This is a genomic window from Alkalicoccus urumqiensis, assembly GCF_002993335.1.
GTDB classification, from domain to species: domain Bacteria; phylum Bacillota; class Bacilli; order Bacillales; family Salisediminibacteriaceae; genus Alkalicoccus; species Alkalicoccus urumqiensis.
The window spans coordinates 95,059-111,000 of sequence record NZ_PVNS01000009.1 but is presented as its reverse complement, the minus strand read 5'-3'; the positions used below and the strand labels follow the sequence as shown (position 1 = coordinate 111,000).

The window sequence follows — 15,942 nt, the reverse complement described above, 5'->3', positions numbered from 1 at the left end:
CATGAGTTTTTTTAAGAAGCTGAAAGATAAATTATCAACGCAGACGGACTCTGTCACAGAAAAATTCCGCGGCGGTTTAACAAAAACGAGGGAGTCTTTCGTCGGTGCGATGAATGAACTGATGATGGAATACCGGACGGTGGATGAAGAGTTTTTTGAAGAGCTCGAGGACGTACTGATCGCAGCGGATGTCGGCGTCAACACGGTGATGGAGCTGACAGATGAACTGCGCGAAGAGGCTCTCCGGCAGAATATTAAAAAACCGAAAGATCTTCAGCCGCTTATTTCTGAAAAACTGGCACAACTTCTGATAAAATCAGAAGAAGAAACCAGTTTGAACATGCAGCCGGATGGAGAGCTTACCGTTTTCTTATTCGTTGGTGTCAATGGTGTTGGAAAAACGACAACGATCGGTAAAATGGCCCATCAGCTGAAAGCCGAAGGAAAGAAAGTCATGCTTGCTGCAGGCGACACCTTCCGTGCCGGTGCGATTGAACAGCTCGAGGAATGGGGAAAGCGGAGCGGTGTGGACGTCATTAAGCAGCAGGCCGGCTCCGATCCGGCAGCCGTCATGTATGACGCTGTGCAGTCTGCAAAATCAAAAGGCGCGGATGTCCTGCTTTGTGACACAGCAGGCCGGCTGCAGAACAAAGTGAACCTGATGAATGAGCTTGAAAAAGTGAAGCGGGTGTTGACCAGAGAGATTCCGTCTGCACCGCACGAAGTATTGCTGGTGCTCGATGCAACGACCGGACAGAACGCTCTTTCCCAGGCGAAGACGTTCGGAGAAGCCACCGACGTAACCGGCATTATCCTGACAAAACTGGATGGCACGGCAAAAGGCGGCATTGTTATGGCAATCCGGAACGACCTTGATATACCGGTGAAGTATGTCGGTCTAGGTGAGGGACTGGATGATCTGCAGAAATTTGATCCGGATCAATATGTCCATGGACTCTTTGCCGATGTGATCGAGGAAGCAGAGTAGACCCCTTCTCCAAAAACCCTGCAACCAGAAAGGATCAGCCAATGATAGAAAAAACGATCCGGATGAATTATTTATACGATTTTTATCACGCGCTGCTGACGGAAAAGCAGAATCAGTATATGTCCATGTATTACCTGGATGACTGGTCGCTCGGCGAAATAGCAGAATACTTTGACGTCAGCCGTCAGGCGGTATATGATAATATCCGCCGTACGGAACTTATGCTTGAGGAATATGAGAAAAAATTAGGGCTTCTGGAAAAATATGAAGGCCGTAGAAACCAGATTGCACAGTTAAAAAAATTGTTATCCGAACGAAGTGTGCCCGATCTCGATGTCATTATTAAAGAGCTTGAGGCACTAGAATAGGAGGCGTACCATGGCATTTGAAAGTTTAGCAGAACGCCTGCAGGGCACGATGGACCGCATGAAAGGCCGTGGAAAGGTCAACGAGGACGACGTAAAAGACATGATGCGGGAAGTACGTCTGGCTCTTCTTGAAGCGGACGTCAACTTCAAAGTAGTAAAGCAGTTTGTTAAAGATGTACGTGAACGCGCAGTCGGGCAGGAAGTAATGGAAAGTCTGACACCCGGCCAGCAGGTCATCAAAGTCGTCAATGAAGAACTGACGAAACTGATGGGCGGCGAACAGGTAAAAATAAACACGGCGTCAAGGCCGCCGACTGTCGTTATGATGGTGGGGCTTCAGGGTGCAGGTAAAACGACAACTACCGGAAAACTGGCACTGCATCTCCGGAAGAAGCATAACCGCAAACCGCTGATGGCGGCTGCAGACATTTACCGTCCTGCAGCAATCGATCAGCTTGAAACACTCGGAAAGCAGCTCGATATGCCTGTTTTCTCCATGGGTAATCAAGTAAATCCTGTAGAAATTGCGACAAAAGCGGTGGAGCAGGCGAAAGAAGACAATCATGACTATGTCATTGTGGATACGGCGGGCCGACTGCATGTCGATGATAATCTGATGGATGAACTGGATCAGATTAAAGCAGCGGTAAATCCGGATGAAGTCCTTCTCGTTGTGGATGCCATGACCGGACAGGATGCTGTTAATGTCGCTGAAACGTTCCACGAGCGCCTCGGTATTACGGGTATCGTCATGACGAAGCTTGACGGGGATACACGCGGTGGTGCGGCTATTTCCGTCAAAGCGGTCACAGGCCAGCCGATCAAATTTGCCGGTATGGGAGAGAAAACGGATGCACTTGAGCCGTTCCATCCGGAGCGCATGGCCTCCCGTATTTTAGGTATGGGAGATATGCTGACGCTGATCGAAAAAGCGCAGTCCTCTGTCGATGAGGAAAAAGCGAAAGAACTGGAACGGAAAATGCGGACGAATGAACTGACATTTGACGATTTCCTCGAACAGCTCTCGCAGGTGAAAAGCATGGGGCCGCTCGATGAAGTGCTGAAAATGATGCCGGGCGCCAACAAAATGAAGGGGATGAAAAATCTGCAGGTCGATGATAAGCAGATTGCCCACATTGAGGCGATCGTTCGCTCGATGACGAAAGCAGAACGGGATGACCCGTCTCTTCTCAACGCGAGCCGCAAACGCCGGATTGCCAAAGGGTCAGGCCGCAATATTCAGGAAGTCAACCGGCTGATTAAACAGTTTGAAGATATGAAAAAAATGATGAAACAGATGAGCGGGATGCAGAAAGGCAAAAAGAAAGGCGGCGGCATGAAGCTTCCGTTTATGTAAATACACCGCACCTTCCATCCGGGAGAATGACAGAAGCTGCGTGCTTCTGTCATTTTATACGAAGAAAGCGGAATCAATGCCGGTTGACGATGTTTTCATGCAGTCGTGCAAAAGAAAAATAGGTGTGTAAAGATTTTTTCCTTTACTAGGGTTGATCAAATGGAACGGGTATGCTAATATAATAAATCGTGCAAGACATTTTTGGAGGTGAAACACATGGCAGTTAAAATTCGTCTGAAGCGAATGGGAGCGAAAAAATCTCCGTTCTACCGTGTGGTCGTTGCGGATTCCCGCGCGCCGCGTGATGGACGTTTTATTGAAGAGATCGGAACCTACAACCCACTGAAAAACCCGGTGGAATTCAGCGTGGATGAAGAGAAGGCTGTAAAATGGATGCTCGAAGGCGCGAAGCCGTCCGACACCGTCCGTAACCTTTTCTCCCGCCAGGGTCTGATGGAACAGCTTCACAACGCAAAGAACAATAAATAATGCTGGAGGAGTGAATGGCATTGGAACAGCTGGTGGAAACGATTGCGAAAGCTCTGGTCGATCATCCGGATGATGTCCGGGTAACCTCTGAAGAAAATGATCATTCACTCCGCATTCGTCTGGAGGTACACGCGGATGACATGGGAAAGGTCATAGGCAGACAGGGGCGTATTGCGAAAGCGGTCCGTTCCGTCGTCTATGCAGCCGGCACCACCCGCGGTAAACGTGTACAGCTGGATATCGGATGAAGAGCCTGACTGCCTGAAGCGGCGGTCAGGCTCTTTAACTAACCGGCTCCGGGAAAGAAAAAGAGCGGACCCTTTTTTTTGAAAGCGAAAACAGGTATACTGTACAGGTAATGTATTTTGCAGGAGGTGCTCCACATGGAGATCATCAAGAAGGTTATCGTAAAACAGATATTAACAGAAGACAGCAAGCAGAAGCTTCAGGAACAGTTTCTATCCCGTCAATACCGGCTGTCGAATGAACTGAAGCAGCTTGAATTTGTTCTACATAAGAAAATGAAGGAAACGACAGATCCTAAATATCAGCGCTCCCTTCAGGAAAGTTTCAATAAAGAAGTAGCAAAGCGCAAAGACCGTATCCGCCAGATTGAGCTGAAGCTCGGTCAGCTGGAAGAACTGGAAATGGGCGCAGAGCTTCGTGAAGGTGCCATTCAAATGATCGAACAGGTAGCAGAGGGCGACAACTGGGATGAGATCATGAAAGGAACAGAAATCGTCATTAAAGACGGTGTCGTCCATGAGCTCCGTAACGGAGGAATGGAAGACGATGAGTGACTGGCTGAACGTCGGTAAAATCGTAAATACGCACGGCGTCCGCGGAGAAGTCCGCGTGATCTCCCGTACGGATTTTCCTGAAAAGCGGTATGAACCCGGTGTGGTTCTTACCGCTTTTCGGCCGGACGGGACAACGAAAGAGCTGACAGTCAAAAGCAGAAGGCCGCACAAACAGTTTGATCTGCTCCAATTTGAGGGGCTGGAAAATATAAACGATGTGGAATTTCTTCGGGACAGCGTGCTCAAAATTCACATGGATGAGCTTGATCACGACCTGGAGGAAGGGGAGTACTATTACCACCAGATTATCGGTCTGCATATGGAAACCGAATCGGGAGAGCCGGTAGGTGTGATAAAAGAAATTATCAGTCCGGGAGCTAATGATGTATGGGTGGTAAAGCGGCCGGATGATACGGAGGTTCTGATCCCCTATATCGAGGATGTTGTATTGAAAGTGTCGATTGATGACCAGAAAGTCATTATTTCTCCGATGGAAGGGCTGCTGGAGTAATGAAGATGACCGTATTAACATTGTTTCCAGAGATGTTTGAAGGCCTCTTTTCTCATTCCATTCTTCACCAGGCGGTGGAAAAAGGAATAGTAGAATACAATGTGGTCAATTTCCGCAGCTACAGCACAGACCGTCATCAGCGGGTCGACGATTATCCCTACGGCGGCGGGGGTGGAATGGTTCTGACACCGCAGCCGCTGTTCGATGCCGTCGACGATCTGCGGCAGAAAAGTGAGAAAAAACCGAAAGTGATTCTGCTCTGTCCGCAGGGGGAAACCTACTCACAGAAAAAGGCAGAAGAGCTGGCGGAAGAAGAAGAGCTGATCCTTCTCTGTGGTCATTATGAAGGCTACGATGAGAGAATCAGGGAGCATCTGGCGGATGAAGAAATTTCCATCGGTGATTATGTGCTGACCGGAGGAGAAATTGGAGCCATGGTGGTTGCTGACAGTGTGACAAGGCTTTTATCCGGGGCGCTCGGAAACGACCAATCGGCGGTAACAGATTCATTCAGCACCGGTCTGCTTGAGTACCCTCACTATACCCGTCCTTCTGATTTCAGAGGAATGAAGGTGCCGGATGTCCTGCTGTCCGGCCATCATGCCAACATTGAATCGTGGAGGCGCCGGGAATCGCTGCGGAGAACGTGGGAACGGAGACCGGATCTTCTTCAGAACATTTCTCTTACAGAAAAAGAAAAAGATCTTTTATCCAGCTGGAATTATCCAACAAAATAGCGGAATCCTATTGCAGGAGAAGAGGTACTGTGATATTATTCTCGTTGTGGCTTCGGCCAGATCAAGATGTTCCGCTGACGGGATCCGTCATGAAGATCTTCAGGGAAGGAGGCGAACAGAATGGAACAGCTAATTCGTGATATTACTAAAGAACAGCTGAAAACGGACGTTCCAGCTTTCCGTGCCGGAGATACACTCCGCGTTCACGCGAAGGTAGTGGAAGGTACACGCGAGCGTATCCAGGTATTCGAAGGTGTCGTAATCAAGCGCCGCGGATCCGGTGTCAGCGAGACGTTTACCGTCCGTAAAGTTTCTTACAACGTAGGTGTTGAACGTACGTTCCCGGTAAATTCTCCTCGAATCGAAAAGATTGAGGTTAAACGCCGCGGTAAGGTCCGTCGTGCCAAGCTTTACTATCTGCGCGCACTGCGTGGAAAAGCAGCACGGATCAAAGAACGCACGTAACAGACAGAGCCGTGCGGGAGTCTTCTCCTGCGCGGCTCTTTTTGTCGTTTTGCTTTCTTCCGTCATCTGCTATGATGGTAACAGACAGAAAACGAGGTGGACGCAGATGGATCTGGATACGATATATGACTGGGCAAAAACGATCATGCTTGCAGCTGTTGCAGCTTTAATGATCCGGTTGTTTTTTATTACCCCGGTAATTGTAGAAGGACAGTCGATGATGCCGACACTGGAGGACGACAGTAGAATGATCATCAATAAAGTAGGATATATGCTTGATGAACCGGATCGTTTTGACGTCGTTGTTTTCAATGCAGAGGAAGGAAAGGATTACATCAAACGGATCATTGGTCTGCCGGGCGAGCAGATAGCATACGAAAATAACCGGTTATATATAAACGGTATGGAAATGGAAGAGCCGTTTCTACAGACAGCTGTAGATGAAATAGAGACCGCGGATTTTGAGCTGCCACTGTTATCTGCAGACCAGGTCGTGCCGGAAGATCATGTTTTTGTTATGGGAGATAACCGGAGCAACAGCAGGGACAGCCGGCAGATTGGGTTCGTCCCGGTCAGTGAAATAGTCGGAGAAGCGAATGTCGTGTTCTGGCCGCCGGAACATATACAAATGATAAACAAGCAGTGAATGGAGGGTGATTATGGCCGTACAATGGTACCCCGGACATATGGCGAAAGCGAAGAGGGAAGTAACGGAAAAATTAAAACAGATCGATGTGGTGATCGAAATTGTGGATGCCCGCATACCGCTCTCATCAAGAAACCCAATGATTGAAGAACTTATCAGTCACAAGCCCCGGCTTGTGCTGCTTAATAAGTCTGATCTTGCCGATCCCGAAACAACGAAGGCATGGCAGGAAGCATTTTCGGATGAATTTACATCGACATTAACGATCGATGCCCAGCACGGGAAAGGCATCAAGCAGATCCCGCAGGAAGTGAAAAAACTGGCGTCAGTGCTGTTTGCTAAATGGGAGCGGAAAGGGATCAATCCAAGAGCCGTAAGAACGCTAATACTAGGTATCCCGAACGTGGGGAAATCGACAGTCATCAATAAACTTGCCGGGAAAAAAATTGCCATCATCGGCGATAAACCGGGTGTAACGAAAAAACAGCAGTGGATAAAAGTCGGTAAAGAGATGGAGCTGCTGGATACACCAGGTATTCTCTGGCCAAAATTTGAAGAGGAGGCCGTAGGATACCGCCTCGCCCTGACCGGAGCAGTAAAGGAAGATCTGCTCGATTTTCAGGATATGGCCGTGTTTCTCCTCCGTTTTATGACCGATACGTATCCAGAGGTGCTGAAAAGCAGATACGACCTGAGCCATATTCCAGAAGACATGGTCGAATTGTTCGATGCCATCGGCAGACGGCGCGGCTGCCTCGTAAGCGGAGGCGAAGTGGATTACGACCGGACTGCTGAGATTGTATTCCGCGATTTCAGACAGGGCTTGTTCGGCCGTGTGTCCCTTGAACACCCGGGAGACAAGCAGATATGAAACAATGGTCTGTCGCTCAAGTGCAGCAGGCGGTCCAGGAAGGCACCTGCAGCGAAGAAGATATTCAGGAATGGGAAAAAGATCCGCGGGCGGGAGTCCGCAAAGCCTGTGCAGCATGGAGAAAAAGAGAGGCACGTGCGGCGCTTCAGCTTGAGCAATGGCAGGAAATGTGTGCGGTGGAAAATAGTTTTGCGCGAAATGGCTTCCAGGCTGTCGGTGGTGTGGATGAAGTCGGCAGAGGACCGCTGGCAGGCCCGGTAACCGCTGCCTGTGTCATTCTTCCGGATAACTTTTACCTTCCCGGATTGACCGATTCCAAACAGCTCAGCGATGCCAGGCGCCGCGAATTCGCCGGGATCCTGTATGAAAATGCACTCGTCGGCATCGGCAGCTGCAGTGCACAGGAAATAGATGAACTCAATATTTATCAGGCTTCCAGACAGGCAATGGTGCGGGCAGTGCAGAATCTGCCGGAAAAGCCCGATGCGCTGTTAGTGGATGCGATGAACCTCCCGCTTGATCTGCCTCAGGAATCTCTGATTAAAGGGGATGCCCGCTCGGTGTCCATTGCTGCAGCCTCGGTCTGCGCCAAAGTGCACCGCGATGACGAAATGAAACAGTTCGACGCAGAATGGCCGGATTACGGCTTTGCAGCCCATGCCGGATATGGCACGAAGCAGCATCTGGAAGCACTTGAAACCCACGGTGTGCTTTCCATCCATAGAAAAAGCTTTACTCCGGTTAAAAACTGTCTTTAAATCCGCAGACAGAAGCCGATATAAACGGGAAAGTATAGAGGGAGTTGAGACAGATGGATGCAGCAGTTGTTCAGAGCTGGATAAAAAACAATGCCACAGCACGGCCGGAGAGCCGCACATTCCAGCCGGGACAGGTTTTTCAGGGTACCATTACTGAACTTTTCAGAGGATCTACAGCAAGGCTGCAGGTAGGTGCTCAGCAGCTGACTGCTCATCTGGAAACGTCACTTGAGAAAGGCGGCCGCTACTGGTTTCAAGTTCAGCCTGGCAGCGGGATGCCGACACTTCGTGTCATCGAACCGCCTTCCCGTCAACAGGGAAGCTCTCCTGGAGATGCGCTTGCTGCCCGCTTTCAACTACAGGGGGATAAAGCGGCCCAGCAGCTGATTCAGCAGCTGAGCAGGGAAGGGACGCCGTTTACTGGGAGGCAGCTTCAGGAAGCGGTGGCACTGATGAAAGAAAGTCCGCTTCCTGCGAAGGCAGCAGTGGATACAGCGAATGTCATGATCAGCCGGGAGATGCCCGTGACAAAGTCGGTCTTTCAGGCACTGAGTACCTTTCAGGAAAACCGGTCCCTTTCCGCCGCACTTTCATCCATAGAAGCCTGGGCTTCTCAGAATCGGAGCGTTCCGGAAGCAGCAAGGGCAGCTGGACTGATTCAGCAGCTGCAAAACGCCTCATCTCCCGAACAGACTGGTATGCTGGTCAAGCAGCTACTGGCAGCATCTTCCGGCGGAGCTGTCCGAAGCGAAGCTTCGCAGTTTCTTCAGGCAGCGGGGCTTCCTTCCGGTCCGGGGGCTCTTGCCGTCGTTCAGGAGCGGCTTCAGCTTCCGCAGTTTGAACAGCAGAGACAGCTGCTGCTTCCGGATGGAGGCAGAGCCGGCATACCTCAATCACCTGCAGCGCTGGCATCTCAGCTTCAGCTGCAGACTCCACAGAAGATGGACGCGTTTTTATCGTTGTTTTTAGGAGCAGGTCCGGAAAAAGCCGGAGCCCTCGACATGCTGACTACGCTTCAGAACCGTCCGGATCCATCATTTGAAAATCTGCATCAGGCGCTGCGGCAGACATCTCCATCTACGTTTACACCTGGGCAGTCGATGCCGGCAGGTTTGTTAAATCAGCTCGGATTTGAACATGAAGCACAGATGGGCCGCGGGCAGGAGATGAATGGCAATAATTTAAAAGCAGCTCTTCTCTCACTGCTTCAAAATCAATCTGTAACCGGAGAAACCCGACGAGCCGCAGAGTTTGCCGTAAACCGAATTACAGGCACCCAGCTTCTCTCCCAGGAGCAGCAGGGTCCGGTACAGCAGATGCTGATGCAGGTTCCGGTCGAACTTCTGCAGCGGAGCAGTGATCTGACGCTGCAGTGGATGGGGAGAAAAAAAGAAGATGGGACGTGGGACGATTCCCACTGCCGCGTCTTGTTCTATCTGGAGATGGACGCCTTAAAACAGACAGTGATTGACCTGCAGATTCAAAACAGGGTCGTCACTATTCATATTCAGGCCGAAAGCCCAAAACCGTCGTCATTGGAGGATATATGGAAACCGATGCTTGCTGAAGCACTGGAGCAGAAAGATTACCGCCTTTCTTCGGTCCTTTGGAAAGACGACTCCATTCAGGAAAAAACAGGTGCGGATCAGATTCAGCCCTCTCCCTATTCATTGGAGCGTCCGCATGGCTATAAAGGAGTGGACTTCCGCATATGAATCAAAAACCATATTCCCTCAGTCAAAAACGATCCGTGGCGCTTGGTTACAAAGAAGGAGAGCAGGCACCTTCTGTTAAAGCAAAAGGACGCGGATTTACTGCTGAAGCTATTATTGAACGGGCCAGAGAAGCAGAAGTGCCGGTTCAGGAAGATCCAGCACTCGTAGAAATGCTCTCCCAGCTTGATATTAATGAGCAGATACCTGAGCAGCTTTATGAAGTGGTCGCGGAAGTTTTCGCTTTTGTCTACCGGATGGACAGAGAGAAGAGCAGCCGGTCCTGAGGGAACTTCCTCCGGGTATTGATGTTATTTCAGGTGGCAGCCGTACATAGAAATTTACCGTTTTTACTATCCATAGATGGCTGTATGGCGGCTTTTGGAGCCAGTTTTCGTCCGGAAAATTTTGATTTTTTCGCCGTTTGGCTGTTGCTTTGACCCAATTTGTTGTAAAATAGTCATTGTGCGCATACGCACAAACTGTTTTGGATACGTTTTCTGAAGCAGAGCGATAATGTTAAGGAGGATGGCTATGAATATCCACGAGTATCAGGGAAAAGAAATACTCCGAAGCTACGGCGTATCTGTGCCTGAAGGAAAGGTAGCCTACACGCGTCAGGAAGCGGTGGACGCTGCGAAATCTTTAGGTTCTGATGTAACCGTTGTCAAAGCGCAGATCCATGCGGGCGGACGCGGAAAAGCCGGAGGGGTGAAAATCGCAAAAAGCCTCGATGAGGTCCGTACATACGCGGAAGAGCTTCTCGGTCAGACGCTCGTCACGCACCAGACCGGGCCGGAAGGTAAAGAAATCAAGCGTCTTCTTATTGAAGAAGGCTGCGATATTAAAGATGAGTACTACGTCGGCCTTGTTGTGGACCGTGATACGTCCCGCATCGTGATGATGGCCTCGGAGGAAGGCGGCACAGAAATCGAAGAAGTTGCCGCAGAAACTCCGGAGAAAATTTTCAAAGAAGTCATCGATCCTGTCACAGGGCTCATGCCTTATCAGGCACGCCGCCTGGCATTTAACATTAATATTCCAAAAGAGCTTGTCGGAAAAGCAGTGAAGTTCATGATGGGACTTTATAAAGCTTTCGAAGAAAAGGACTGCTCTATTGCGGAAATCAACCCGCTTGTTACGACTGGAGACGGCAATGTTATGGCTCTGGATGCAAAGCTTAACTTTGATTCCAACGCTCTTTACCGTCAAAAAGACGTACTGGAGCTGAGAGATCTCGACGAAGAAGATGAGAAAGAAATCGAAGCGTCCAAATATGACCTGAGCTATATTTCTCTCGATGGGAACATCGGCTGTATGGTAAATGGTGCCGGCCTGGCGATGGCTACGATGGATATTATTAAATATCATAACGGCGATCCTGCCAACTTCCTGGATGTTGGGGGCGGTGCTACCGCAGAGAAGGTAACAGAAGCATTTAAAATTATCCTTTCCGACGATACAGTGAAGGGCATTTACGTGAATATTTTCGGCGGAATCATGAAATGTGACGTAATCGCTGAAGGGATCGTGGAAGCTACGAAACAGATGGGGCTGGAACTTCCGCTCGTTGTTCGTCTGGAAGGAACAAATGTAGAACTCGGAAAGAAAATTCTGGATGATTCCGGATTGAATATTACTTCAGCTGATTCCATGGCAGATGGAGCTGAAAAGATCGTTCAGGCAGTCAACTAGAAAGGAAGGCGGGAAAAGCACATGAGTATTCTATTGAATAAAGACACGAAAGTGATCGTTCAGGGAATCACCGGTGCCACAGGCCTCTTCCATACGAAGCAGGCAGTGGAGTATGGAACGAAAATTGTCGGCGGTGTGACCCCTGGAAAAGGCGGCACAGAAATCGAAGGAATTCCGGTATTTAATACCGTGGAAGAGGCAGTGAAGGCAACTGGTGCCAATGCTTCTGTTATCTATGTTCCACCTCCGTTTGCAGCGGATGCCATTATGGAAGCCGCGGATGCCGGGGTGGACCTCGTGATCACTATCACGGAAGGAATTCCAGTGACAGATATGATCAAAGTACGCCGTTTCCTGGAAGGAAAAAAGACACGCCTTATCGGGCCGAACTGTCCAGGTGTTATTACGCCGGATGAGTGCAAAATCGGTATTATGCCTGGTTATATCCATAAGAAAGGGCATGTCGGTGTCGTATCCCGCTCCGGTACGCTGACGTATGAAGCTGTCCACCAGCTCTCTACAGAAGGAATCGGACAGTCGACTGCTGTCGGTATCGGAGGCGATCCGGTAAACGGAACGAACTTTATCGATGTTCTAAAAATGTTCAATGAAGATCCGGACACCTATGCAGTTATCATGATCGGTGAGATCGGTGGTACTGCAGAGGAAGAAGCGGCAGAGTGGATTAAGGAAAATATGACAAAGCCGGTTGTCGGATTTATCGGCGGGAAAACAGCACCTCCAGGAAAGCGCATGGGTCATGCCGGTGCCATTATCTCCGGAGGTAAAGGAACGGCCGATGAAAAAATTAAAACGCTCAACGGCGCTGGTGTAAAAGTAGCTGAGACGCCGGCAGTTATGGGTGAGACGCTCATTTCCGTGCTGAAAGAGCAGAACATTTATGATAAGTGTGTCACACACGCAGCAACATAAGCTGCCCGGAACGTTTTGAGTGTGTGAAAGAGGTACTCCCTCTTTCACACACTTTTTTTGTCTTTAATAAGGTTCATGCATCTCTGCTTCGAATGACGGAACGAGGCTTCGCCAACGGGAATAACAAAATCCGTGCCTGCACGCCGCATGCATTTTCTTAATAAAAGATGCAAAGCTCACCGCTGCAGGTGATAAAGTATACGAATTATTTTGTGTAAAATCACGAGTATACTCAAAAAATTGTAATACATCTGGATTCGTCTCTTCCGGTATGTGCCAGGGATGGATTGAAATATCAAGGAGGTCTACATGAATAAATTTAAACAACACCTGCTCATTCTTCACTGTGCGCTGGAGGGAAACAGTCGAATCGTTCAGAAATATAGAAGGATAGATCCCGGGCTTGAGCAGCTATTTACGCTTGAAGGAAGCCGGATACTGACTGCTCTTACACGAAGTCAGCGGGCTGCAGCAGCGGTTGCAGATTTAAAAATCAATTCGCCGTTTCTGCAGTGGAGCAGGGAAGGTATTGAATGCCTGACGATCGATGAAAGCAGCTATCCCGGAGAACTGTTCTGTATGAGTGTTCCGCCGCAGGTGCTGTTCTTAAAGGGCAATACAAATCTTCTGAATGTATCGCCAAAGCTTGCTGTTGTCGGAGCCCGCCATCCCTCTGAGCGCGCAGCGCGGGATCTCCATATGCTTACAGCGCCTTCCATACAGGCTGGTGTACTCATCATAAGCGGAATGGCTCAGGGAGTTGATACTTCAGCCCATGAAACGGCCTTCCAGGAGAACGGATCCACCATTGCTGTTCTCGGGTTTGGAATCAACCATCTCTACCCGAGGTCTGCCTATCTTCTTAAAAAGCGCCTGGAGAAGGAGCAGCTTGTCGTCAGTGAATATCCTCCCGACATCCGGCCGAAGCCGTATCAATTCCCGGAAAGGAATCGAATTATAAGCGGTCTCGCACAGGTTGTGCTCGTAGTGGAAGCGAAAGAGAGAAGCGGCTCTTTGATTACCGCAGAAACGGCTCTCGAGCAGGGAAAGGAAGTGCTGGCGGTACCCGGCCGGATCACCGACCCGCTTTCTGCAGGAACGAACCGGCTGATTCAGGATGGCGCCGGTGCTGCGCTGAAACCGGAGGACATTCTAGAAGAATTTTTCAGGTGACCTATATTATATGGAAGAAAAGCGGTTTTCGTGCAGTGGAATGCGCACAGAATCAGCCTTTGTTCTGAGATCGTACGATTAGAAAAAGGGCACATAATGAACCTGAATCCGGCATGAAAACCGGCACAGCAGAAAAAAGTTGTTTGACAAATTGAGACACCGTGTTTAATAATAGGGGAGATTCTTTAACTAGTGATTCAGGGAGGAGCATCACCCTATGGCCGATTATTTAGTGATTGTGGAATCTCCCGCAAAAGCAAAAACGATTGGAAAATATTTAGGAAAAAAGTACAGTGTAAAAGCATCAATGGGTCATGTCATTGACCTGCCCAAAAGTCAAATGGGCGTAGATGTAGAAAATGATTATTCCCCTAAATATATTACAATCCGCGGGAAAGGTCCCATTTTAAAAGAGCTTAAGCAGGCTGCGAAAAAAGCGAAGCGTGTCTATCTGGCTGCCGACCCCGATAGAGAAGGGGAGGCAATTGCCTGGCACCTTGCAGACAGCCTGAATATCGATAAAGACTCGAAATGCCGGGTCGTTTTCAATGAAATTACGAAACAGGCAATCAAAGATTCATTCAAGCATCCCCGAGAAATTAACACGAATCTGGTTGATGCCCAGCAGGCGCGCCGCGTTCTGGACCGGCTCGTCGGGTACAACATCAGCCCTCTTTTATGGAAAAAAGTAAAGAAGGGACTGAGTGCCGGCCGCGTGCAGTCTGTAGCGGTGAAAATGATTATAGACCGGGAAAACGAAATTAACGCATTCGAGCCTCAGGAATACTGGTCAATCACAGCGCAGCTGGAGAAAGACGGCAAAAACTTTGAAGCAAAATTTACAGGCATTAATGGAGAGAAAAAAGAACTTTCCTCCGAGGAAGAAGTGAACAGTGTCCTGGAGCAGATGAAAGGCTCTTCCTTTCAGATTGATGAAGTAAAGCGCAGGGAGCGGAAGCGGAATCCAGTCGTACCTTTTACAACATCCTCGCTGCAGCAGGAAGCGGCCCGGAAGCTGAACTTCCGTGCAAAAAAGACAATGATGCTCGCGCAGCAGCTTTACGAGGGAATCGACATCGGAAAATCGGGTACCGTCGGTCTGATTACGTATATGCGTACCGACTCGACCCGAATATCCGATACGGCGAAAAATGAAACACGCGACTATATCGTAGAAAAGTATGGAGAGGAATATGCGGGAGCTCAAAAAGAGCAGAAGCAGTCTCAGAATGCACAGGATGCTCACGAAGCGGTCAGACCTACTTCTGTACTAATGACGCCGAAAGATGTAAAACAGTACTTGAGCCGTGATCAGTACCGGCTGTATAAACTTATCTGGGAAAGACTTGTTGCCAGCCGGATGGCGCCGGCAGTAATGGACACCATGACGGTAAACATGTCCAACAATGGTGTAGAATTCCGGGCAAACGGATCCAAGCTGAAGTTCGCAGGCTTTATGAAAGTGTACATTGAGGGTAATGACGACGGTAAAGAAGAAAAAGACAGACTCCTGCCGGATCTCGAAGAAGGAGAAATGACGGGAGAATCTTCCATTGAACCAGCCCAGCACTTCACACAGCCGCCACCGAGGTATACAGAAGCACGCCTCGTCAGGACACTGGAAGAACTCGGTATCGGCCGGCCGTCCACGTATGCACCGACGCTTGATACGATTCAGCGGAGAGGATATGTAGCACTCGAAGAGAAGCGTTTTGTCCCGACTGAACTCGGTACGATCGTACTGGAGCTGATCGAAGAGTTCTTCCCGGAAATTCTCGATGTGGAATTTACTGCTTCGATGGAATCGAACCTTGACTCCATTGAAGAAGGATCGAATTCCTGGGTTGGCATTATCGATGATTTCTACGGCGGCTTTGAGAAAAGGTTGAAAACAGCGGAAGAGGAAATGAAAGAAGTTGAAATTAAAGATGAACCAGCCGGTGAAGACTGCGAGAAGTGCGGTCATGAGATGGTTTATAAAATGGGCCGCTACGGCAAATTCATGGCCTGCTCCAACTTTCCGGAATGCAGAAATACAAAAGCAATCGTAAAAGAGATCGGTGTCGACTGTCCGAAATGTAAAGAAGGTAATATTGTCGAACGCAAGAGTAAGAAAAAACGGATCTTCTTTGGCTGCGACCGGTATCCGGAATGTGACTTTATTTCCTGGGACAAGCCGATTGCACGCTCATGTCCGAAGTGTGAGAATATGCTCGTAGAGAAAAAGTCCAAAAAAGGCACGCACGTTCAGTGTGTGGAATGTGACTACAAGGAAGAGCAGAATTAATCTGCTCTTCTCCTCTTTCTACATGGCATCAGGAGCCGGATAGAAGGATGAACCGCTGCAGTTATCTATGAAAGGCCTGTTTCGTTCTGAATTTTGTGAAAAAATTGTAAACATAATTGAAGCTTGATTTGAATTGTGATACGATTTAAGAG

18 protein-coding genes are annotated in these 15,942 nt (G+C 49.1%); all 18 read left to right on the top strand.

From position 1 onward, the window contains the following. The first annotated feature begins 1 nt into the window (after position 1). The 18 genes from ftsY to topA all read left to right on the top strand — a co-directional run bounded on the left by ftsY (position 2) and on the right by topA (position 15,790). Entirely contained in the window at positions 2–988 is a 987-nt protein-coding gene (ftsY, locus tag C6I21_RS10635) for a signal recognition particle-docking protein FtsY (protein ID WP_105959456.1), read from the top strand. Positions 989–1,029: 41 nt separating this feature from the next. Beyond that, on the top strand, positions 1,030–1,356 hold the full coding sequence (locus C6I21_RS10630; RefSeq protein ID WP_105959455.1) for a putative DNA-binding protein: 327 nt from the start codon (positions 1,030–1,032) through the stop codon (positions 1,354–1,356). A gap of 10 nt (positions 1,357–1,366) precedes the next feature. Then, the gene (gene ffh / locus C6I21_RS10625; protein ID WP_105959454.1) at positions 1,367–2,713 is read left to right on the top strand and encodes a signal recognition particle protein; all 1,347 of its coding nucleotides are present in this window, start codon (positions 1,367–1,369) and stop codon (positions 2,711–2,713) included. A 216-nt stretch (positions 2,714–2,929) separates the two neighbouring features. Beyond that, on the top strand, positions 2,930–3,202 hold the full coding sequence (gene rpsP / locus C6I21_RS10620) for a 30S ribosomal protein S16 (protein ID WP_105959453.1): 273 nt from the start codon (positions 2,930–2,932) through the stop codon (positions 3,200–3,202). Between the two features lie 20 nt (positions 3,203–3,222). Continuing rightward, positions 3,223–3,450, top strand: coding sequence for a KH domain-containing protein (locus tag C6I21_RS10615; RefSeq protein ID WP_105959528.1), 228 nt, complete (start codon positions 3,223–3,225; stop codon positions 3,448–3,450). 135 nt (positions 3,451–3,585) lie between these two features. Next, positions 3,586–4,002 carry a YlqD family protein gene (locus C6I21_RS10610; RefSeq protein ID WP_105959452.1) on the top strand — a complete coding sequence of 139 codons (417 nt, stop codon included), beginning with the start codon at positions 3,586–3,588 and terminating at the stop codon, positions 4,000–4,002. After that, a complete protein-coding gene (rimM, locus tag C6I21_RS10605; RefSeq protein ID WP_105959451.1) occupies positions 3,995–4,513 on the top strand; it encodes a ribosome maturation factor RimM in 519 nt (172 codons plus the stop codon). Before C6I21_RS10610 ends, rimM begins: the two co-directional genes overlap by 8 nt. Beyond that, positions 4,513–5,250, top strand: coding sequence for a tRNA (guanosine(37)-N1)-methyltransferase TrmD (gene trmD / locus C6I21_RS10600; RefSeq protein WP_105959450.1), 738 nt, complete (start codon positions 4,513–4,515; stop codon positions 5,248–5,250). Before rimM ends, trmD begins: the two co-directional genes overlap by 1 nt. A 120-nt stretch (positions 5,251–5,370) precedes the next feature. Then, positions 5,371–5,715, top strand: a complete 345-nt coding sequence (gene rplS / locus C6I21_RS10595) for a 50S ribosomal protein L19 (RefSeq protein WP_105959449.1) — start codon at positions 5,371–5,373, stop codon at positions 5,713–5,715. A gap of 106 nt (positions 5,716–5,821) precedes the next feature. Beyond that, positions 5,822–6,361, top strand: a complete 540-nt coding sequence (gene lepB, locus C6I21_RS10590; protein WP_105959448.1) for a signal peptidase I — start codon at positions 5,822–5,824, stop codon at positions 6,359–6,361. A gap of 13 nt (positions 6,362–6,374) precedes the next feature. Then, complete coding sequence (ylqF, locus tag C6I21_RS10585) at positions 6,375–7,232, top strand: ribosome biogenesis GTPase YlqF (protein WP_105959447.1); 858 nt, start codon at positions 6,375–6,377, stop codon at positions 7,230–7,232. Continuing rightward, positions 7,229–7,990 carry a ribonuclease HII gene (locus C6I21_RS10580; protein ID WP_105959446.1) on the top strand — a complete coding sequence of 254 codons (762 nt, stop codon included), beginning with the start codon at positions 7,229–7,231 and terminating at the stop codon, positions 7,988–7,990. Before ylqF ends, C6I21_RS10580 begins: the two co-directional genes overlap by 4 nt. Positions 7,991–8,043: 53 nt before the next feature. Continuing rightward, entirely contained in the window at positions 8,044–9,705 is a 1,662-nt protein-coding gene (locus C6I21_RS10575) for a hypothetical protein (RefSeq protein WP_105959445.1), read from the top strand. Further along, positions 9,702–9,989 (top strand): EscU/YscU/HrcU family type III secretion system export apparatus switch protein, encoded by a 288-nt coding sequence (locus C6I21_RS10570; RefSeq protein ID WP_105959444.1) that lies wholly within the window; start codon positions 9,702–9,704, stop codon positions 9,987–9,989. Before C6I21_RS10575 ends, C6I21_RS10570 begins: the two co-directional genes overlap by 4 nt. A gap of 247 nt (positions 9,990–10,236) precedes the next feature. Continuing rightward, a complete protein-coding gene (gene sucC / locus C6I21_RS10565; protein WP_105959443.1) occupies positions 10,237–11,397 on the top strand; it encodes an ADP-forming succinate--CoA ligase subunit beta in 1,161 nt (386 codons plus the stop codon). A gap of 21 nt (positions 11,398–11,418) precedes the next feature. Further along, positions 11,419–12,330, top strand: a complete 912-nt coding sequence (gene sucD / locus C6I21_RS10560) for a succinate--CoA ligase subunit alpha (RefSeq protein ID WP_105959442.1) — start codon at positions 11,419–11,421, stop codon at positions 12,328–12,330. 309 nt (positions 12,331–12,639) lie between these two features. Next, complete coding sequence (gene dprA / locus C6I21_RS10555; RefSeq protein ID WP_105959441.1) at positions 12,640–13,503, top strand: DNA-processing protein DprA; 864 nt, start codon at positions 12,640–12,642, stop codon at positions 13,501–13,503. A 217-nt stretch (positions 13,504–13,720) separates the two neighbouring features. Further along, positions 13,721–15,790 (top strand): type I DNA topoisomerase, encoded by a 2,070-nt coding sequence (topA, locus tag C6I21_RS10550; protein WP_105959440.1) that lies wholly within the window; start codon positions 13,721–13,723, stop codon positions 15,788–15,790. Positions 15,791–15,942: the final 152 nt, after the last annotated feature.